Source organism: Paenibacillus sp. YPG26, from assembly GCF_023704175.1.
Lineage (GTDB): Bacteria > Bacillota > Bacilli > Paenibacillales > Paenibacillaceae > Fontibacillus.
Genome location: NZ_CP084530.1, coordinates 3,040,900 through 3,060,174, shown reverse-complemented (window position 1 = coordinate 3,060,174; position 19,275 = coordinate 3,040,900). Strand labels below are relative to the sequence as shown.

19 protein-coding genes and 1 riboswitch are annotated in these 19,275 nt (G+C 53.0%); of the genes, 13 read left to right on the top strand and 6 right to left on the bottom strand.

The features are described 5' to 3' along the window. The first annotated feature begins 24 nt into the window (after nucleotides 1-24). From LDO05_RS14505 to LDO05_RS14490, 4 genes are all read left to right on the top strand, one after another. Nucleotides 25-804 (top strand): SDR family NAD(P)-dependent oxidoreductase, encoded by a 780-nt coding sequence (locus tag LDO05_RS14505; protein WP_251376085.1) that lies wholly within the window; start codon nucleotides 25-27, stop codon nucleotides 802-804. A gap of 164 nt (nucleotides 805-968) precedes the next feature. Beyond that, entirely contained in the window at nucleotides 969-2,342 is a 1,374-nt protein-coding gene (locus LDO05_RS14500) for a DEAD/DEAH box helicase (RefSeq protein WP_251376084.1), read from the top strand. A 119-nt stretch (nucleotides 2,343-2,461) separates the two neighbouring features. Then, complete coding sequence (locus tag LDO05_RS14495; RefSeq protein WP_251376083.1) at nucleotides 2,462-3,208, top strand: ABC transporter ATP-binding protein; 747 nt, start codon at nucleotides 2,462-2,464, stop codon at nucleotides 3,206-3,208. 4 nt (nucleotides 3,209-3,212) lie between these two features. Continuing rightward, on the top strand, nucleotides 3,213-4,430 hold the full coding sequence (locus tag LDO05_RS14490; protein WP_251376082.1) for an ABC transporter permease: 1,218 nt from the start codon (nucleotides 3,213-3,215) through the stop codon (nucleotides 4,428-4,430). An 84-nt stretch (nucleotides 4,431-4,514) separates the two neighbouring features. On the opposite strand, the gene LDO05_RS14485 is transcribed toward LDO05_RS14490, so the two are convergent. The 3 genes from LDO05_RS14485 to LDO05_RS14475 all read right to left on the bottom strand — a co-directional run bounded on the left by LDO05_RS14485 (nucleotide 4,515) and on the right by LDO05_RS14475 (nucleotide 6,748). Continuing rightward, nucleotides 4,515-4,637, bottom strand: coding sequence for a YjcZ family sporulation protein (locus LDO05_RS14485; protein ID WP_251376081.1), 123 nt, complete (start codon nucleotides 4,635-4,637; stop codon nucleotides 4,515-4,517). Between the two features lie 92 nt (nucleotides 4,638-4,729). Continuing rightward, entirely contained in the window at nucleotides 4,730-6,028 is a 1,299-nt protein-coding gene (locus tag LDO05_RS14480; RefSeq protein ID WP_251376080.1) for an aminotransferase class I/II-fold pyridoxal phosphate-dependent enzyme, read from the bottom strand. 102 nt (nucleotides 6,029-6,130) lie between these two features. Next, on the bottom strand, nucleotides 6,131-6,748 hold the full coding sequence (locus LDO05_RS14475) for a pyridoxamine 5'-phosphate oxidase family protein (RefSeq protein WP_251376079.1): 618 nt from the start codon (nucleotides 6,746-6,748) through the stop codon (nucleotides 6,131-6,133). Between the two features lie 231 nt (nucleotides 6,749-6,979). Between LDO05_RS14475 and pdxR the strand changes: the two genes are divergently transcribed. Next, nucleotides 6,980-8,503, top strand: coding sequence for a MocR-like pyridoxine biosynthesis transcription factor PdxR (pdxR, locus tag LDO05_RS14470; protein ID WP_251376078.1), 1,524 nt, complete (start codon nucleotides 6,980-6,982; stop codon nucleotides 8,501-8,503). A gap of 51 nt (nucleotides 8,504-8,554) precedes the next feature. After that, on the top strand, nucleotides 8,555-9,340 hold the full coding sequence (locus LDO05_RS14465; RefSeq protein WP_251376077.1) for a helix-turn-helix domain-containing protein: 786 nt from the start codon (nucleotides 8,555-8,557) through the stop codon (nucleotides 9,338-9,340). Between the two features lie 407 nt (nucleotides 9,341-9,747). Here the strand turns inward: LDO05_RS14465 and asd are convergent, their stop codons facing one another. Further along, nucleotides 9,748-10,536 (bottom strand): archaetidylserine decarboxylase, encoded by a 789-nt coding sequence (asd, locus tag LDO05_RS14460; RefSeq protein ID WP_251376076.1) that lies wholly within the window; start codon nucleotides 10,534-10,536, stop codon nucleotides 9,748-9,750. A 195-nt stretch (nucleotides 10,537-10,731) separates the two neighbouring features. Beyond that, a complete protein-coding gene (sda, locus tag LDO05_RS14455; RefSeq protein WP_251376075.1) occupies nucleotides 10,732-10,896 on the bottom strand; it encodes a sporulation histidine kinase inhibitor Sda in 165 nt (54 codons plus the stop codon). Between the two features lie 35 nt (nucleotides 10,897-10,931). Continuing rightward, a riboswitch (cyclic di-GMP riboswitch) is annotated at nucleotides 10,932-11,012 on the bottom strand. A 130-nt stretch (nucleotides 11,013-11,142) separates the two neighbouring features. Between sda and LDO05_RS14450 the strand changes: the two genes are divergently transcribed. Further along, on the top strand, nucleotides 11,143-11,814 hold the full coding sequence (locus LDO05_RS14450) for a VOC family protein (protein ID WP_251376074.1): 672 nt from the start codon (nucleotides 11,143-11,145) through the stop codon (nucleotides 11,812-11,814). Between the two features lie 115 nt (nucleotides 11,815-11,929). Here the strand turns inward: LDO05_RS14450 and LDO05_RS14445 are convergent, their stop codons facing one another. Beyond that, nucleotides 11,930-13,018 (bottom strand): YheC/YheD family endospore coat-associated protein, encoded by a 1,089-nt coding sequence (locus LDO05_RS14445; protein ID WP_251376073.1) that lies wholly within the window; start codon nucleotides 13,016-13,018, stop codon nucleotides 11,930-11,932. Between the two features lie 187 nt (nucleotides 13,019-13,205). Here LDO05_RS14445 and LDO05_RS14440 point away from each other — a divergent pair, with 187 nt between their 5' ends. From LDO05_RS14440 to rfbB, 6 genes are all read left to right on the top strand, one after another. Further along, nucleotides 13,206-14,384, top strand: coding sequence for a glycosyltransferase family 4 protein (locus tag LDO05_RS14440; protein ID WP_251376072.1), 1,179 nt, complete (start codon nucleotides 13,206-13,208; stop codon nucleotides 14,382-14,384). A gap of 271 nt (nucleotides 14,385-14,655) precedes the next feature. Beyond that, nucleotides 14,656-15,483 carry a glycosyltransferase family 2 protein gene (locus LDO05_RS14435; RefSeq protein WP_251376071.1) on the top strand — a complete coding sequence of 276 codons (828 nt, stop codon included), beginning with the start codon at nucleotides 14,656-14,658 and terminating at the stop codon, nucleotides 15,481-15,483. Further along, nucleotides 15,480-16,598: a glycosyltransferase family 2 protein gene (locus LDO05_RS14430; RefSeq protein ID WP_251376070.1), complete on the top strand. Its 1,119-nt coding sequence runs from the start codon at nucleotides 15,480-15,482 to the stop codon at nucleotides 16,596-16,598. The genes LDO05_RS14435 and LDO05_RS14430 overlap by 4 nt, the downstream gene beginning before the upstream one ends. After that, a complete protein-coding gene (locus LDO05_RS14425) occupies nucleotides 16,595-17,335 on the top strand; it encodes a glycosyltransferase family 2 protein (protein WP_251376069.1) in 741 nt (246 codons plus the stop codon). Before LDO05_RS14430 ends, LDO05_RS14425 begins: the two co-directional genes overlap by 4 nt. Nucleotides 17,336-17,368: 33 nt before the next feature. Next, nucleotides 17,369-18,100, top strand: a complete 732-nt coding sequence (locus LDO05_RS14420; protein ID WP_251376068.1) for a sugar phosphate nucleotidyltransferase — start codon at nucleotides 17,369-17,371, stop codon at nucleotides 18,098-18,100. Then, complete coding sequence (rfbB, locus tag LDO05_RS14415) at nucleotides 18,097-19,086, top strand: dTDP-glucose 4,6-dehydratase (RefSeq protein ID WP_251376067.1); 990 nt, start codon at nucleotides 18,097-18,099, stop codon at nucleotides 19,084-19,086. Before LDO05_RS14420 ends, rfbB begins: the two co-directional genes overlap by 4 nt. Nucleotides 19,087-19,275: the final 189 nt, after the last annotated feature.

Below are 19,275 nucleotides of genomic sequence, written 5' to 3'. Positions count from 1 at the left end.
CCGCCGAATGGGGAAAGGATGCGGGTGGAGATGCTGAGAGATAAGGTAGTTGTTGTGACGGGGGCATCAAGCGGCATAGGAGCCTTGACTTCAAGAATGCTGTCTGAGCAGGGAGCCATTGTGATTCTGACTGCCCGTTCAGTGGACAAGCTGGAACAGGTTGGCGCCATGCTTCCAGGACAGCATGAGATTATTCCTCTGGATGTCGGCAGCGATGACGAGGTGGCCAGGGTATTCGATAGGATCTATGAATCCTATGGGCGAATTGATGTGCTTCTCAACAATGCCGGCTACGGCAAATTCGAGTATTGTGATGAGATGCCTGTGCAGGGATTTGCGGATATGATGAATGTGAACTATATGGGGATTGTCCGGTGTACCAAGGCTGTTCTGCCTTTCATGAAGAGAGCAGGTACTGGCCAAATTGTAAATATTGCTTCTATAGCGGGCAAGCTGGGGACCTCCAAATCCACTGCATATACAGCCACCAAGCATGCGGTGCTTGGATTCAGCAACGCGTTGAGACAGGAAGTCAAAGAGTTCGGCATAACGGTATCCACAGTGAATCCCGGGCCGATCGATACGCCTTTCTTCGAGCTGGCAGATCCAGGTGGCGGCTATGTGAAGAATGTGAAATGGTTCATGATGAAGCCGCAGAAGGTAGCGTCTGCTATCGTCTCGGTGATCCAGAAGCGGAGAGCGGAAGTTGATCTGCCGTGGGCCGCAGGCATGGGAATCAAGTTATACCAGCTGTTCCCCCGCTTGGCCGACAGGCTCAGCTATAAACTTTTGAATAAGAAATAAATTTCAAGTCTTCTTACTCCGGGCGTGGAGTGAGAGGCTTTTTTTGATTTGAGGATGTATCTTGATTTGTTGGTATCGAAGGTTTCGCATATAATGGAAATATCGCGCATTTCGGTGACTGCATAATGCTTTAAATGACTTTAAACATAAAGGATGATACTTACATGACAATAAATACGTTTCCTTCAATCGGTGTGAATGAGGCATTAACCTCGGAGCTGGCCGAATACGGGATTACAGAGCCGTCCGAAGTACAAGCCCAGGCGATTCCGGCCGTTCTGGAGGGCAGGGATGTGCTCGCCCAGTCGCAGACCGGAACGGGGAAGACCTTGGCCTATCTGCTGCCAATCCTGCAGCGGATCAATCCGGCTGTCAAATCGCCTCAAGCTCTAATTCTTGCGCCAACGCAAGAGCTGGCTATGCAGATTCTTCGGGAAAGCCAGCGCTATGGCGAATCCCTGGGCATCCATGCACAGGCTCTGATTGGCGGGGCCGCTATTGGACGGCAGATTGAGAAGCTGAAGCTTCATCCCCAGCTTGTAGTGGGAACGCCTGGACGAATTAAGGAACTGCTGGCTGTGAAGAAGCTCAAGATGCATGAGGTCAAGACCCTGGTTGTGGATGAGGTAGACCAGGTGTTTCAGCTTGGCGGCTCAGGAGATGTAGAGCATATTATCCGGGCAGCTCTCCGGGATAGACAGCTTCTCTTCTTGTCTGCAACCATAAGCTCTGAGATTAGAAGCTTGGCCTATCGGGAGATGAAGGATCCGGCGGAGATCGGAATTGAACCTGAACAGCGTACGTCCAAGACCCTGGATCATGTGTATTTTGTCACTGAGGAACGGGAGAAGGTGGATACGCTGCGGCGTATCGTCCGCACCTATAATGCGCCCAAAGCCATCGTATTCGTTAACAACACCCAGGACATTGGTGAAGTAGAAGCCAAAATGAACTTTGTTGGTCTTCACGCGCAAGCCTTGTACGGCGATGCGGACAAGACGACCCGGAGCCTTGTGCTGCGGCGGTTCCGTGAAGGCAGCATCCAGCTGCTTATTGCCAGTGACGTAGCGGCAAGAGGGCTGGACATTGAAGACCTAGGCCTTATTATCAACTATGATCCGCCCATCGATTCGGAGCATTATGTGCACCGCTCGGGACGGACTGGGCGAATGGGCCGTAAGGGACTAGCCGTCTCTCTCGTTACTCCCCGTGAGGAATTCATCATCCGCAAGTTCGCGAAGGAGCTTGGCATCGAGTTCATTCAGCGCGCCTTGTATGGTGGACGTATCGTTGATCCTCACGAAGCAGGAGGAGCAAGGGCGGGTTCCGCAAGTAGACCACGTCCAGAACGCGGAGTCAGGCCTGCAAGCATGGGAAGTAAGGACAAGAACAGTACAATCAGCCGCACGGCAGGTGGGGATGCCAGAGCTAACCGAAGTGAATCGAAGGTCAGCGAACGGAAGCTGGACCGTCACCGTGACCGTAAGAACAAGGGTGCACCGAAGTGGCTCAAGGATAAACAGCCGCCTCGTTCGTAGGGTTCCTGTCAGGCAGGTTGGTTAGGAGTATGAATTGAAGTGATTTGAAGTGATTTGAAGCGATTTAAAGTGAAGTGAATCGAAGTGATTTGATCTGATCTGGTAAAGGGGGGCTGATCTTGGAACAAACACCTGTACTGCAGCTTGAAGAGCTTAGCGGAGGCTACAGCCTGGGGAAGCCGGTGCTGCATAATCTTAACTTTGATGTGAAGCCGGGCGAAATGGTCGGTCTGATCGGTCTGAACGGAGCGGGAAAGAGTACGACCATGAAGCACATTCTTGGGCTAATGACACCTCATAAAGGGGTGGTTCTGGTTCAGGGCAAGACAAGGGATGAATCGCCGCAGAGCTATCAATCCTCGCTGGCTTTCGTGCCGGAATCTCCGCTGCTGTATGAAGAGTTGACGGTCCGTGAGCATTTGGAGTTCACAGCCCGGGCTTATGGCGTTGAGCCGGAGGCTTACCGTGAGCGCTCGGAGAGGCTGCTGGATCTGTTCCACATGAGGGAGAAAGCAGACAGCTTATCTATGCATTTATCCAAAGGGATGAAGCAGAAGGTGATGATCATGAGCGCCTTCGTGGCGCGTCCGCCGCTCTATGTTATCGATGAGCCGTTCCTGGGGCTTGATCCGCTGGGAATTCGCTCCCTGCTGGATTTCATGCTGGAGATGAAGAGAAGCGGGGCGTCGATTCTGCTCAGCTCTCATATTCTGTCCACGATTGAGCACTATTGTGACAGATTCGTAGTTCTCCACCGGGGAGCTGTAGTTGCGCAGGGGACGCTGGACGAGATTGCACAGCAAGCGAACGCACCGGGAGAGTCACTGGAGAATATCTTCTATGCTCTAGTGAAGGGCGGCGAGTAATGTCATGGATTTAAGAACACTGCGCAGCCGCCGGAGAGCCGCCTTTTGGGGGAAGATCGTCCCGTATTTTCCTTATGTGGTGCAAAGCGGTGTGGCTGTGCTTACCTTTATTCTGTTCATTGCCTTTGCTGCCTGGTACACCTCATTCCTGAAGCATATTCCCCCTGAGCTTCCCATTCGCTGGATTATGTTAATTCTGCTTGCTCCGCTTACGGTGTATGCCAGCTTCAGAACGTATCTGCAGCCAGCGGACCTTACATTCCTGCTGCCTCAGGAATACAGGATGAAGCCTTATCTCACCCCGGCTTACCGCAGTGGGATAATATATAAGCTAATCGGACTCTTCATCCTTCTCATCGCTGTGTGGCCGCTGTATGTTCGCAGCAGTCCGGATCCGAAGCCGCTCTGGCTTATGGCTCTTACGCTTGTTGTGCTCAAAATGATCAGCTCCTACGGCGCCTGGCAGGAGCTGCGGATGAGCTCTGCCCGCGCCCGAAGCGGATACCGCCTGCTACGCTGGTGCCTCGTTATTCTAATGCTTGCGGCATGGATCTGGCAGCCACCTCTGCGAAGCGCGCTTTTCACCATTCTAGTCGGGGTCAATTATGTATTATCCCTGCGTCTGACTGTGAAGCATCAGGTTCCTTGGGAGATGCTGATTGCGACCGAGAAGGCGCAGGCCTCGCGGGTGCTGCTATTGCTTGGCTGGTTCGTTGATATACCGGCGGAAGGACAGAAGGTATACCCGCGCCGCTGGTTGGCCGGGATGGGGAACACGGTTCCTTGGGGACAAGATACCGCCTTCCGTTATCTCTTAATCAAGACCTTCGTCCGAAGTGAACTTCTGGGCATTATTGTCAGGCTGACCCTGCTTTCGATGCTGCTTGTATGGTGGACGGGTAATTCAATCTGGGGACCGGTCATTTACCTGTTCTTCCTGTTCGCGGCAGGGATGCAGCTCAGCACACTTCGCCAGTATCACCGCGATTCCCCGGCAGCCTCATTCTATCCCGTGCCGGAAGGGGCCCATATTGAGGCAGCCCTGCGCCTTATGTTCCGGGTCCAAGCTGCTCTGGCTGTAATCACGTGGCTGCCTATGCTTGTACTCGGTTACACCCGGCCGGCAATGCTCTTGTTCAGCCTGGCAGCGGGGATAATCCTGGTGATTCTGTTAAGAAGCCGGTTCGCACGCAGCTGGAAGCTGGAAGAGGAAGATGAATAACATTTCTACTCCGCAATGCCAAAAAAAGTCTGCCTCCCGCAGTAGATACTGGGGAGGCAGACTTTTTGGATTTCCAAGCATATTTTAGAGGAGAATGGTACGGCTGATGATCACAAGCAGGATGAACAGGACTAGGATTGCACCTGTGCTTGTAAATGCACCACCAATTCCACCGTAACCGCCTCTTGACTCTTTGATTTCACCCATGAGAGTTAACCCCTTTCCCTGAACTATTGTATAGGTACACGGTATAGTATGGCAGGGATGGGTTCTGTGCTTGGGCCATGGCCTGGTTGAGCTTAAGATTGCTGGAGATCTTGAACCGCCTGGTAGATAAGGTCGTATAGTTCTTCCAGATTCTCTTCCGCGATACAGGAGAAAGCAACGCGCAGATCATGTTCTCCCAGCGCGATGGTGCCGACTCCATACTGATGGATCAGATGCTGACGAACGGCCTCCGCAGAGACATCCTTCAGCTTAAGACACATGAAGTAACCGGAGTTGAACGGGTAGTAGTCCCAGACATCTCCGTATTTGCCGCTGTCGAGGAGGGACTTGACTTTGTTAGCCCGTCCTTTCATCACGCCGAACTTCTCTTCCTTCTGAGATCCGAACTCCGGAGACTTAAGCGCTTCAAGGACAAAAGTCTGGGAAGGATGAGCTCCGCTTGAAATGGTCGACCGGATAATGCCAAGGGTCTTCTGTTCCAGCGCGGTGAGCACCTCCTGATTGTCACTGGCAAATGTAATGAAGCCAACGCGGAAGCCCCATACGTACTCTTCCTTGGTCGCTCCGTCAATTTTGACAGGAAGGATCCGCGGATGAAGTCCCGCCAGCTTGCCGAACAAGGATTCATGCATGGAGTCTTCGAAGAACAGTCCGAAGTAGGCATCATCGGTAACGACAACCAAGTTGATGCCCGCCTCTGCCGCTTCATACAGGGCGTCAACAATCTCACGGCCTTCCGCTTCCCCGGGAGTATAGCCGGTCGGGTTGTTAGGGAAGTTCAGAATGACTACAGCCTTGCCCTTGTCCTTCTGTGCCAGCAATGCTTCACGAAGACCCGCACTGTTAAAAGTCATCTGCTCTGTGAACAGCGGGTAGTTCACGATATGACCGTGACGGCGGATTCCGAAGGTCAGCTCGTAGTTCTCCCAGTTCTTATCCGGGTAGATCACCGCGTCTCCTTCACCCACAAAGAGATCCGCCACTATGCTGAGTCCGTGGGTGAGCGCGTTCGTCACGACAGGATTGCCGAAGCTCTTGCCTTCCAGAGAAGGGTTCTCCTGCAGCATCTTGCTGCGCCATACCTTGCGAAGCTCGGGCTTGCCAGCCGGAGGAGCATAAGGATACAGATCCTTGGGATCAAATTCAGACAGCGATTCCTGAAATACGGCAAGGTGCATGGGTCCGCCGTTCTCGGTTGCAATCCCGATCGTCGCATTGTACTTCTTGGCATTCGCTGTGGCTTCAGCAGATTGGCTCAAGATGCCTTCCTTAGGGAAGTAGATTTCTCTTCCAAGTGTCGAGAGCACCTCATACACATTGGCATTACCAGCTTTGATATTCTCGTTTAACTGTTCGGCAAGTGGGTTCATCGCGTTTCATCCTTCCAGTCTGTGTGGATTCCATAGTTCCGGTTTTTACTGCCTAACATTATAACATTCTACCCACGGAACCGTCACGGACAAAAAAGGCACTTATTCCTTATGAAAAGGACAAAATTGTGTCATCAAGTGTACCGTCTCCCTATCTTTGCCCTGATTGCGTTCCAGGAGTCCTTGAGTGATCTGGCTTCGCTTCTCCTCGTTCATATTTTGTCCGAATTTGAATTTGGCTGTAATCTGCTCAGGAATAATCCGCACCACAGATACCGCCTTCAGCTCACCGGCATAAGCGGGATCCGCCGCATCAATCTGGGCATATCCTCCCTCGGGCTGGAGCTTCTTCATAAATAACGTCAAAGCCTCAGCCTTCTCGGTAAGATCCGTAATCCTCTCCGCTCTGCCCTTCACCATCACACTCTTGAAAAAAGCCGTTGCCGGACAAGCCTTGACCGGATCGGTGTAATAAGAGGGAATTCGCGCATATTCCTCGGCCACAGTGAAGCTTACCCGGTTATCGGCTGTAAGATGCTTCATCTTCTCGCCGGCCAGACTGCCGTGGAAATAAAACACCCCTTGTCCGTAAGCAAAGTTTAGCGGGGTAACCCGGCTCCACCCGTCCTGGTCCGTGGTCCCGAGAAACCCGAAGCTCTGCGAGAACAGAAACTGCTCAATTTCCTGCTCCTCGGTTACTGTGAATTCTTTCCTTCTCATCTGATATCCCCCTTAAGTGAATAGAGTGGCTGACGCCGTCTGCTGTTTGTTACTCTCAGCATAAAACTGAAATTGACATATAAAAAGAACCAATTTACAGTAAAATTATTGGTCCATTGATTAATGAAAAATGAGTTCAATCTGTATAAGCTGAGCTTAAGAAAAGGAATTATTCATTGGGGATAGTGTGAAATGGATTGGATTTGCAGATCCAGAGAGAGGTGGATGAGCGTGGATTTGATACTCCCCTGGGAAGCCTGCCTGCGGCAGTACCGCTATAAATATCTGGCGCTGTATCACGCGCTTCGGTCAGCTATTCATGAGGGGACGCTGCCTGGCGGGACAAGATTGCCTTCAAGCCGTGAACTTGCGCAGCTGTATGGAATATCCAGAGGCAGTGTAGCCCAGGCCTACGATATGCTGCTTGCAGAAGGATATGTACTGCCAGAGGTAGGGAAGGGGACCTATGTGGCCCCACTGCTTACCGGGGTAACGGAGAGAACACCTGCTCAGGCTGAGCTCCCGTTGTCTCCGTGGGGCAGGCGAATGCTGGATTGGCAGCTCGTTAGCCGGGATCATCATGCTGGATTGCGGGAGGGAAATAGAATTAAGTCAGCGGCTCGCACGGACATAGACAGGGGCCGCATCTCCTTCGCGGAAGGCGGAGGGGATATGCGGCACTTTCCGCATGCCGAGTGGAGAAGCGCGCTTGCCTATGCGGGCAAGGAAGCTGTGGCAAGCGAGGCGGCGCTCATCCCCGAAGATCCGTTCGGGGATGAAGGTCTGCGGGCCGCGATAGCTGCCCATTTGCGCAGGAGCCGCGGCATCACTGCGGAGCCTGCGCAAATATGCCTCTTCAGCGGCTCCATGCAGGCCATTGCTCTCCTGACCCAGCTGCTGCTGGGGAAAGGAGAGCCGGCCGTGGTGGAAGATCCCGGTTATCACGGGATCGTCAAGGCCGTTCGCGCCTGCGGCGGCAGGCCGCTGCCCGCTGCCATTGACGGCAGCGGGATTGTGCCGCAGGACTGGCAGGCGCGGCTGCTCTTTGTTACGCCGGGCAGGCAGTTCCCGACCGGCGCCGTGTTGTCTTCGCCGCGGCGGCAGGAGCTGCTGGCCTGGGCCCGCCGGAAGGATGCGGTCATCATCGAAGATGATTATGACAGCGAGTTCCGCTGGGGCGGGCGGCCGCTTGAGCCGCTCAAGGCGCTCGACAAGGACGAGCGCGTCGTCTACATCGGCACGTTCACGAAGACGATGTTCGCTTCACTGCGCATCGGCTATGCGGTGCTGCCGCCGGGGCTGATTACACCGATGCGCTGCGCCAAGGCGCTGTATGAGCCAACCCCGCCGGCAGCGCTGGAGCAGCGGGCGCTCGCCCGGTTCATGATCCGGGGCGAGTATGACCGGCACCTTCGCCGGATGCGGAGAATCTACCACGCCAGGCATGATGCGCTCTGCAGCCTCTTGTCAGCAGGCGAGATGCAGAAGCTGTTCCGCGTGCTGCCCGCGGATGCCGGGCTTCATATCTATGCGCTGTGGCATCGCTCTGAAGCGGAATTCCAGCAGCTGTGCGAGCTGTCCGCCGGGAACGGCGTTGATTTCAGGGATGCCCGTGCTTATGGGCTGATTCCGTCTCTGCCCGCGGCCTGCTTCTCCTTTGCGCATTTGGATATTCATGAGCTTGCCGAGGGAATTCAGCGGCTTACGAAATCCTGGAGGCTTGTACAAGAAAAGCTGAATACGAGGTATACTTAATATAAACAGAGCCGCAAGCAAGAGAATGTCATTATTCATAGGAGGAGTGTCATGCTTCACGCTTCTACGTCTTCATTTGTGCTGAAGCCTGCCTTTGCCAAGATCGTCTGTGAACCCGGATGGAAATGGCAGAAGCGGGAGAAACCGCTTGAGAATTACGATTTGTTCTACGTATGGAGCGGCGAAGGAACCGTAGTTCTGAACGGCCGTTCGATTCCGGTCAGCCGGGGAAGCTGCTTCCTGTTCCGCCCGGGCGACTATACGAGTGCAACGCATAATCCGCAAAAGCCGCTTGTGCTGACCTACATTCACTTTGATATTGACGAGCCTGTATCCGAGGTGCCGGGAGCTTACCGGGTGATTGAGGATACACTCGATTTCGAATATATGCTGTCCCGTTATGTGCGGCTCTTCCTCATTAAAGCTTATGCGGCTGAGGAAGAAGCCCGTCTCATTCTGAAACAGCTAATGATCTATCTGCTTCGGCAGGAGCGGGAAGGCCCTGTAGAGAGGAAGGTTAGCAATCAGCTGACCGAGGTCATTCACGAGGTAGCCAACTATGTGCTGCAGCATCCAGGTCTCCCTCACCGGGTTGAAGATCTCGCTGCCAGAGCAGGTCTCTCGGCCAGATACTTCTCGATCAAATTCAAGGAGCTGACCGGGGCCTCCGTTCAATCCTATATTATCAAGTGCAGAATTGACCGTGCCCAGCATCTTCTGCTGCATGCGGGTATGAACGTGACGGAGGTGGCGGATGCCCTTGGTTATCGGGATATTTTCTTCTTCAGCCGCCAATTCAAGCAATATACAGGCAAGAGTCCCTCGGAGATCCGCTAAATATTTTTTTGAGATGATGTTTCAAGAGAAGAGTAGCGGGGTAATGGTTATTTATGTTAAATTTAAGTAAGTAAGGGAGGAGGTGTCACTTATGAGCAGAAGACGGCGGATGCGCAGCAGAGGGAGCTTTTCTCAAGGTTGCAGCATTTTTCGGAATCGTATGCGCCGGGTTCGGCCAGCTGCTGAACGTGAAGAATTCTGGTTCTAATACTTAAGTTATGTCAAGTCAATCACATATTCGGCACAGACGTGCTGTCAAGAGGCTGCTGGGGATCCGGCAGCTTCTTTTTATGGGCAGATTCTTCAACGGGTCCGGCTTACTTCATGAAGGCTTGCATATTCCAGGAAATCCAAAAAGGCATCAAGCCGTCTCTCCCGAGGCTGCTTGATGCCTTTCGATATCACATTTAATCCCGGTAGAATCTCCCGAGCAGAGTACCCAGCTTCACAGGTGTGCCGATGGCCAGGTCTGGCAGAGGTTCGAAGGTTCCGTTCTCGGTCAACAGGACAACCGTGGAGCCAAATTCGAAATAAGCCATGTCATCGCCGCGGTTCCAGGAGCTCGCGGTCTCATCTGTATATTTGATGCTGCTGACATTCATGGCTCCAACCTTAACGACGGCGACCTCACCCCGTTCATGGGAGATGTAGGTGATCAGCCTTTCGTTCCGGCTAAGCACGCCTTTCATATGAGTCAGACCAAAATCATTGACCGGAAATACCCGGCCTTTCAGATGCTCGCTCTCGACCTTCTGGCCTGTAACCGGAGCATGAATGCGGTGGTAGTTGGTCGGGCTCAGATAGAGCACGAAGAAGTACCCATTCTTATAGGTCTCCATATGTGGAGAATGGCCCAGAAGCTCCGCCAGAGAATAATCTTGTCCCTTGACCCCCGGGATTAAGCCTGCATTGACAGGTCCCATGCCGGTAATCAGTCCATCAACGGGGCTGATCAGGGCATCTGGAACATCAGGGATCGGACGCATGCCCGCCTTCAGACGGCGGGAGAAGAATTCATTCAGGGAGCGGTATTCGCTAATATCTTTCTCCGCTTCGTGCAGCGGAATATTATAAGTTCTTGCAAAAGTGCGAATGATGTGACGGCTGAATCCGGAATGGGAAAAGTGACCCATAATTTGAGAGATCCATTTCCGGGAGGAAAGCTCGGTCATCAGCCTCATCACTTTTTTTGCCATGGGGCAACCTCCTTACAAACAGATAAGACAAAGCTTATATTGACATAGAACCCGCATGAAATCAACCATTACCCCTTATTTTGATCCACAATTGCTTGAACCACATATGGAAAATAGTGTATATGGATGATAGCATTATGTTCATACGGTCTGGCTTTGTCTCAAAATAATCCCGCTTGAAGGTGCCAATTGCAATTAAAGTGATGGGAATGGATCGCTTTCTTCCAGGGTTTGTCTTCGTTCAATCTCGTCTTTAAGCAGCTGCAGGAACTCCTGATTCAGCTCAAGCCTAACTGCATTTTGGTATGCTGTAATTAAGGTTTCGTAGCTCATTTGTGATAGACCCATTTCATTGATCATACAGCAAATCTCCCCTTGGTAAGGTAATTGCTGTTTTCGGCAACCCAGCCGCCATTGCTTTATTCTGGCCTGTGGCTTTGCGTCCTTACCTCTCGGTAAGTTTGCGTTTTCGAACAGACATCTTTTTATTAGTTTATCGGATTTTGACAGCAAAATATTGAGAATTAGGAACTATGATAAGATTACTAAATTTTGTCTAATCCACAGGATGGCACATTAAAAAATAGTGAAATCGGAGGTAGAGTTATGCGAATTAGAGAGGTGGAGCTGCTGACGGACTCGATCGAAGCCGTCAAATCGTTTTATCATGGATTGCTGGAACAGCCGATTCTAACCGAAACGGAGGAGGTCATCTCGCTCAAGGCCGGTGAGTCGGTACTTACCTTTACGCGTTCCCATCTGGATGAGTCTCCGTACTACCATTTTGCGTTCAACATTCCTGAGCGGAAATGTGAGCAGGCGCTGAGCTGGCTGCAGCACAAAGGGATAGCTGTGTATTCGGTTAACGGGCAGGATATTCAGTATCACGAGACTTGGCATTCCGATTCAATCTACTTCTGTGATGCTGTGGGAAATATTCTGGAATTCATCGCACGGCATGATTTGAAGGATGAGGATACGGGCCCTTTTACGGCTGCAGATGTTAAAAACATAAGTGAAATAGGTCTGCCCGCCCGGGATGTAATAGCATTGTCCGACACACTGAGAGGTGAGTATGCTCTCCAGTCCTATAAGTCAGCGGGACCGACATTCTCTCCATTGGGCGATGAGGAAGGGCTGCTCATTCTTGCCGCAGTGGGGAGAATCTGGTTCCCTTCCGATAAAGCTGCAAAGTTGTTCCCTATTACGGTAGATATCTCTGAAGGCAGCACAAGCAGGGAGTTCATAGTGGCCGATGGCTATGTAATTAGGTCCTGATTAATATGAAGTAATGGTCAAGACATATGTATAAAAGATAAATAGACGTGCAGTCCCAATGTGGGAATGCACGTCTTTTGTTGGCTGCTTAGCATTACTGGCATCGATAATCAATTCACTCCCTGCGGTTGTGCAGGTGCCAGGCGAAGGCCATAGGTTCACGGTACGTTGCCTTCCAAATATCGCCCATGCCAGCCTTCTTGAAGCCGTACCGCTGATCACGTCCGTTGCACTCGATGAAATAGATTCGGCCATCTTGGGTTACTCCAATGTCGAGCCCGAGGTCTGCAAGGAGCGGAAGTTTCATCGATAAGTAACTTGCTATAGTTAGAGCCAAGTGCTCCACCTGAGCAATAACTACGGAGGTCTGGGAAGAGGGCATAACCTCGGCAAGGAGCTCGGGTACAGGGCAAGCCTTGCCTCCTCCCGCCAGATTGGAGACGAACATGCCGGGCGGGGATTTTTTGGCGAACATGCCGGTGACTGCCCACTCTCCGGTCATTCCCCGCTGCACCGTCACCCGGAAGTCGAAGGAACGGCCTTTGCTTTCTGCAAGTGGAATCCGTTCTTGAATCAGATATGGGAACCGGTGAAGATACTGCTGCACATAGGGGGGAAGCTCTCCTCTGCGAAGCTTGTGCTGGATGCAGGCCGGCCTGCGCATCGATGAGGGATAAGTGATTCTCCAACCGGACTTGTCATGACGTAACCGTATTATTCCTCTTCCCACCGTCCCCCGGCATGGCTTTAGAATCAGATCGTGATGGATCTCCATGAAACGGCGAAGGGCTGGGTAGGAGAACACCGCTGTGTCAGGCAGACTGTCTCTTAAGAAGGGGTCGGCCGACAGCAGGCGGTGTATGACATCTTTGCCATAACGATTGTTCACGTTAAATACCTCTACACCTCTCGAAATGAGAACCCTGATTGTCGGGTGGGCGGCATTGTTCTGAAAGATAGCGCGATTATGAATGACATCAGGTATGGGCATGGACACCTGCTCATACTGATGGTTTTGATAGATGTAGGCAGCTGTCCGCCCCTTACGGATATGGATATCGCCGATATGGATAAACACAGGGATCAAGCCGAATTCTGCCGCCGCTTCTTCATAGTTCGAGAGTGATTCCTGTCCGGTTTTTCGCCTAGGCACGCCGCGGTACATCGCAGCATTAAGCAGAATACCCACATATCTGTAGCTCATGCCCGGTCCTCCTCTTCATCTTCGGTGATTCCCTGTTGTTCAAGTGTCTTATGTCAGTCTATGTATAGATGATTAAAAGGAATGGACGACTGTTCCGCGGCAGACGCCTGTTTTGGGACGGTGTCACACCTCCCCGGTTCCCCCAATATATTAAGATTGTAAAAGCCGGATTAGGGAGGGACTTAAGTTGTCAGTTCAGCAAAAGGTGGCCGTCATTACGCCGGGGGTATTTGTCATTCCATCAGGGCGGAGCAGCTCCGTAGAACGCGTCATTGAGAAGACGATGCCCCTTGTACCCGGCGAATTCGATATTCGGGTGTTCAGCAGATCGGGAGGCCACCTGCCAGCCAAGGGCATGCTCGGGACAGTACCCTGTTATCGGATCCCAGGAGGTGCTGCGTACCTGCCCGGCATTCTGCGTCATCTAAGGAACTGGATGCCGGATACCGCCGATGTGCATAACCGTCCTGCGCTGGCTTATGGGCTGAAGAGGCATTTGCCTCATATTCGGGTTAATCTGACGCTTCACTCCACAACCTTCATCAGTCCGTCCTGTCTTCCAGAAAGCAAAGCGTACCTGATGCTGGGAAGTGTGGACGGCATTATTGTGAACAGCTGCTATCTGCGTGAAGAGGTGCTGCGCAGGTTCCCCAAGCTAAGGACTCCGGTGCATGTGAATCCGCTGGGTGTCAGCCTCGAAGACTTCACCCCTCGCTGGACACCGGCAGGAGAGGCCCTTAGACGTGCAAGACTGTCCGAGTATGGATGGGAGAACCGGAAGATTATTCTTTTCGTCGGCAGACTGCTTCAGGGAAAAGGAATTCACCGGCTGCTGGCCGCGCTGCCCCGAATTGTGGCAGAGGAGCAGAGCGCACTTGCTCTGATCGTCGGCAGTGCCTTCTACGGAGTGAACCGGGAGACGGCTTATGTAAGAAGCTTGAAGAAGCTGGCTGAGCCGGTGAGTGAACATGTGTCGTTCCTATCCTATGTTCCTTATCCGCGTGTTGCGGATTTATATAATCTGGCTGATGTTGTGGTTGTCCCTTCACTTGAGAATGAGGCCTTCGGGCTGGTTAACCTGGAAGCTATGGCCTCAGCTGTGCCGGTAATAGCCTCAGAGGTGGGGGGAATTCCCGAAATTGTACAGCACGACAGATCGGGTATCCTGCTGCCCAAGGACTGCGCAAATATAGCCCTTGAAGACAGTGTGCTGCGGATACTTGGAGATGAACAGCTGAAGCGTAGCTTCGGGCTGGCAGGGAGAGAACTTGCCAGAAGCGAATTCAGATGGCAGCACTGCGCGGCGCGGTGGGCGGACCTAATGGGGGCCGGGTTGTCCAAAGTGATACACAGCTGCAGCGTGTAGTCCTGACTGCTTAATTGGGCTTCGTGGAGCTGAATTTAGGCGGGGATTTGATAAAAGCAGCCAAAGGGCTGATCGGACACCACTCAGCGGTGTCTGATCAGCCTTTTGGCTGTATTGCAGATGAGTCGTCTGCTAACAGGGACTGTTATTCCGCCAGGCGGGCTGAAATGCAGTCGATGACAATTGTACGTTTGCCGTTACAAGATATCCGGTGTGACATAAGCTAAGGTATAGTCCATGGAACAATTCAGTCACAGGGAGGTGGATGGCCATGGAGAGCAGGCGGAACAAGACGACCGTGAACAGGATCCGCCGAAGTTCCCGTTCGAGATCAAGAACCAAGCAGAGCTGGCATGTCGTTAATGATCCCGACCCGCTGGTGTCCATCATTATTCCCGCGATGAATGAACGGCGTACGATAGCAGGTGTAATGAAAGAGGCAGCCAGGGTGCATCCGAGCAGTGAAATTATCGTGGTAGCCAACGGCTCGGTTGACGGGACCGCAGAAATAGCGGGGAAGCATGGTGCCCGTCTCCTGTATTATCCATATCCGCTCGGACACGATGTGGGCAGACGTGTCGGTGCCGAGGCCGCCAAGGGCAGAGTTCTTCTCTTCATTGATGCCGATATGGAGATACCTGCGCGTCATCTAAGGCCTTTTGTTAATGCGGTGTTATCCGGAACTGATGTGGCGCTCAATGATTACAGCGGTCCTGTGGACCGTAAGGATGCGCATCCCGTGGTTCTGGCCAAACATACTCTGAACGCTCTTGTCTCACGCCCTGATCTCAGAGGAGCATCCTTAACCGCGGTTCCACATGCGCTAAGCCGCCATGCTGTGGAGATTATCGGATATCCAGCGCTAGAGATTCCTCCGCTGGCTCATGCGATGGCGGTGACTTTAGGACTCGTGATAAAGCCGGTTCACCCGGTTCCTGTAGGACGATTAAATGCTTCCAGACCGCGCATAAAAGGGACGGATTCACTTACATCCCTTGTGACCGGGGATCATCTGGAGGCCGTGTGCTGGCTGGTTGACAAGCTGGGTCCCCGGGCAGGCCACGATGATATGGACCGTCAGCGGGGGAGGCTCCGATGAGGAATAGACGAAGGCCACTCCGGCGGAGACTTGCGGCTAACCGCAGATCCAGGGCTCGAAGCTTCAAATATAAGGCGGGAGTCCGCTTCGGGGCCAGACAACGGACCCGAAGGAGGGTTCCGCGCAAGCGGCAGGCTGCATATGGCAGGCTTGAACTTAAAGCCTATCGGGCCGGCATCGATGGAGCCGCTGCAGTCCGCCGTGAACAACGAAATGTTGACCACATGCGAATGACATACGCGGCATGGCACGACCGATCGGGACTGGCGAATATGCATTTCACCCGGTTGGCTCCGATCTTGCAAGCGTACTCCAAGGGGTATGCCTCCGTATCCCGGCATGTGCATTGCGGTCTTCCGCTTCCGCTTAGGCGAAGCGCCTCGGCCGTGGTCACGGTATGTAATGAAATGAAGACGATCTCGGCGGTATTATCTGAGCTTGCGAAGCTGCCTTTCCGCGAAATCATTGTTGTGCTTAATGGATGCAGGGATGGAAGCTTTGCGGAAGTCCGTAAGCATCCGGGAGTGACTATCCTGCATTTCCCGGAGCGCCTGGGTCACGATGTGGGCCGCTCTCTGGGAGCGGCAGCTGCCCGAGGAGATATTCTGCTGTTCACTGACGGGGACCTGGTCATCCCGGCAGTGGAGCTTGGCGCCTTCCTCTATGCGGTAGATCAGGGGGCTGATCTGGCCCTGAACAATATTACTCCCTGGCTGCCCGTCTTCTCCAGGCAGGATGAAGTCACACGCAGCAAGTCATTCCTGAATCTTGTACTCGGTAGGCCGGATCTCAGGGCCAATTCGCTAACTGCGGTACCTCATGCTCTGTCAAGACGGGCTGTTGAGAATATAGGAACCGCTGCCCTGGCTGTGCCGCCCAAAGCCCAGGCCTTGGCCATCCAGCATGGACTCGTAGTCACAGCTCCCATGGCTGTGGATGTAATCCGCAACAATCGTGTGAGAACAGGCAATACAGGAAGCGGCAACAGGGTGGCAAGGATGATTCTGGGCGATCATATCGAAGCGCTTGGAGAAGCGATGAGCAGCGCGGGACCCCGCCTGGGATTCACTTCTCAGGGACGGGCCGAACTGGCTAAAGCGAGGAATTCCATATGAACAGGTTAACGAGTATTATTATTCCGACCTATAACGGGCTTCACCTGCTGTCTTCATGTATTGAGTCGATCCGGCAGCATACTCCGGATCCTTATGAGATCATCGTTGTAGATAACGGCTCGGATGACGGGACCGTAGAATACTGTGTGCGGGAGGGACTCATCTTCATCTCATTGCCCTCGAATACGGGATTCCCGGCCGCCTGCAACCGGGGGCTGTCGATTGCCAGCGGGGACCAGCTGATGCTGCTTAACAATGATTGCCTTGCCGGGCCAGGCTGGCTCTCCAATCTCGTGGCGGCCCTGTATAGTGCCGAGGATATCGGGATCGTTGGTCCCGTAACTAATTATGCGAGCGGCAGGCAGCAGGTTGAGTGCAGTTACAGCGGACCCGAAGAGTTCTATCGGTTCGCGGCTGCCTATAACGTGCCCGATCCGGCCAAATGGCAGGAGACTATGCGTATTGTAGGCCTGTGCTTTCTGATGAAGCGAAGCGTGTTCGAAGCGGTAGGACAGCTCGATGAGAGATTTAGTCCCGGCCATTATGAAGACGACGATTACTGCTACCGGGCAAGAGCTCATGGCTACAGGCTGCTGATCTGCGGAGATGCCTTCATCCACCATGAAGGCAGTGCCAGCTTCAAGGCGGGACATCCGGAAGGGTGGGCTGAGATGGTCAGCAGGGGGAGACGGCTGTATATCGAGAAGTGGGGCGTAGATCCCCTGATATTTATATAACTAAAATGACTTCATGACGAAGGAGGAGGGTCCATGAAAGGCGTGATTTTGGCGGGCGGGACAGGGACCAGGCTAAGTCCGCTTACCCGTCTTATCAACAAGCATCTGCTCCCCGTGGGCAAGCAGCCGATGGTGAGCTACGCTATTGACCGACTCCGTCAGGCAGGCATCACCGATATTCTCATCATTCTTGGGAGACAGTCGGCTGGCTTATACACAGATTATTTCGGAAGCGGAGAGGCTCTGGGTGTCAGCCTTACTTACCGAATACAAGAAGCCGCCGGAGGGATAGCCGAGGCTCTTGATCTGGCTCGGGGTTATATCGCTTCAGGGGAGAGATTTGTCGTGCTGCTTGGAGACAATTTGTTCCTGGATGATCTAACCCCATTCGTAGACAGATTTCTCCAGCAGCCTTACGGAAGCGCACGGGTGCTGCTTAAGCAGGTCGATGACCCGCGAAGATATGGAGTACCCGTATTCGATGAACAGAATGAACGGTTGATCTCGTATATTGAGGAGAAGCCCGCACAGCCGAAGTCCGGCTACTGTGTCACAGGAATATATATGTACGATGACACGGTCTTCGAAGCTATTCGCGGCATAATGCCTTCGGGCCGGGGGGAACTGGAGATTACGGACGTGAACAATGTATATGCCCGGCGGGGCAAGCTTGAATATGATGTTCTGCGCAAATGGTGGGGCGATGCGGGAACGTTCGAATCTCTGGAGGAAGCCAATCAGCAGATGAAGGGGGTTCAGCTGTGACCCGACTGCTTGTTACAGGAGGGCTGGGCTTCATAGGAAGCCATTTTATCGAGTATATGCTTGGGAACTACCCTTCCCTTCATATTGTCAATCTCGACGCCGGGACTTATGCCGGAAATCCCGATAATACGGAGTCTTTCCGGAGTAATCCGAACTACCGCTGGATTCGGGGGGATATCCGGTCTGCGGAACAGATCCGCGGGGCATTTAAGGATCAGGTTGATGCGGTTGTGCATTTTGCCGCTGAATCGCATGTGGACCGGAGTATCCAGACCCCTGAACTGTTCGCTCAGACCAATGTGATAGGAACTCTGAACCTGCTTGAAGAAGCGCGAAGGCATCAAGTGAAGAGGTTCGTTCATGTGTCAACAGACGAAGTGTACGGAACTCTCGGAGAGGATGGATTCTTCACAGAACAATCCCCGCTCGCTCCGAACAGCCCCTATGCCGCAAGCAAGGCAGGCTCGGATCTGATAGCCCGGTCTTATTACCATACCTATGGGCTTCCGGTTATCATTACCCGCTGCTCCAACAATTATGGTCCCCGCCAGTTCCCGGAGAAGCTGATCCCAACGATCATTACACGTGCGCTCAAGAATCGCAGGATTCCCATATTTGGTGACGGGCAGAATATCCGGGATTGGCTCCATGTCACAGATCACTGTAGAGCCGTCGATCTGGCGCTGCATCTGGGGACCCCCGGAGAGGTATACAACATTGGGGGGCATAACGAGATGAGCAACCTCGAGCTGGCTGAGTCTATTCTCGATCTGCTGGGCAAGCCGCATAGTCTGCTGGAATTCGTAGAGGATCGGCTTGGACACGACAGACGGTATGCGATTGACCCCTCCAAGGCTCAGGCTAAGCTCGGCTGGAAGCCCCAAATTGATCTGGCAGAGGGTCTAGGCAGCACGGTAAGCTGGTATGCTCAGTCAGAGGAATGGAGCCGCCGGATTGAAAGCGGGGAATACCGGGAGGGATTGTGAGGAGCGAACAATACTTTCTGTTTGTTAGTCCGTGATTATAGCAAGTCTGCAGCAAGAAGATTGTCCAAAATGGGGGGGCGGAGCCGAAGGGCATCCCCTCCTTTTATTAATGTTCTTCCAGAGCAGAGGTTAGGCCGCTGCCCTGGAGAACAATTCGCTAAGGGTTATATACCGCTTGCCTTAAGGAGG

Bases quoted from the DNA above. Each gene is read 5' to 3' on its own strand.
- LDO05_RS14430 (WP_251376070.1), top strand. From the start codon at position 15,480: ATGAGGAATAGACGAAGGCCACTCCGGCGGAGACTTGCGGCTAACCGC.
- LDO05_RS14500 (WP_251376084.1), top strand. From the start codon at position 969: ATGACAATAAATACGTTTCCTTCAATCGGTGTGAATGAGGCATTAACC.
- LDO05_RS14450 (WP_251376074.1), top strand. From the start codon at position 11,143: ATGCGAATTAGAGAGGTGGAGCTGCTGACGGACTCGATCGAAGCCGTC.
- LDO05_RS14445 (WP_251376073.1), bottom strand. From the start codon at position 13,018: ATGAGCTACAGATATGTGGGTATTCTGCTTAATGCTGCGATGTACCGC.
- LDO05_RS14480 (WP_251376080.1), bottom strand. From the start codon at position 6,028: ATGAACCCACTTGCCGAACAGTTAAACGAGAATATCAAAGCTGGTAAT.
- LDO05_RS14475 (WP_251376079.1), bottom strand. From the start codon at position 6,748: ATGAGAAGGAAAGAATTCACAGTAACCGAGGAGCAGGAAATTGAGCAG.
- LDO05_RS14490 (WP_251376082.1), top strand. From the start codon at position 3,213: ATGGATTTAAGAACACTGCGCAGCCGCCGGAGAGCCGCCTTTTGGGGG.
- LDO05_RS14485 (WP_251376081.1), bottom strand. From the start codon at position 4,637: ATGGGTGAAATCAAAGAGTCAAGAGGCGGTTACGGTGGAATTGGTGGT.
- asd (WP_251376076.1), bottom strand. From the start codon at position 10,536: ATGGCAAAAAAAGTGATGAGGCTGATGACCGAGCTTTCCTCCCGGAAA.
- LDO05_RS14435 (WP_251376071.1), top strand. From the start codon at position 14,656: ATGGAGAGCAGGCGGAACAAGACGACCGTGAACAGGATCCGCCGAAGT.
- LDO05_RS14420 (WP_251376068.1), top strand. From the start codon at position 17,369: ATGAAAGGCGTGATTTTGGCGGGCGGGACAGGGACCAGGCTAAGTCCG.
- LDO05_RS14465 (WP_251376077.1), top strand. From the start codon at position 8,555: ATGCTTCACGCTTCTACGTCTTCATTTGTGCTGAAGCCTGCCTTTGCC.
- sda (WP_251376075.1), bottom strand. From the start codon at position 10,896: ATGATCAATGAAATGGGTCTATCACAAATGAGCTACGAAACCTTAATT.
- LDO05_RS14425 (WP_251376069.1), top strand. From the start codon at position 16,595: ATGAACAGGTTAACGAGTATTATTATTCCGACCTATAACGGGCTTCAC.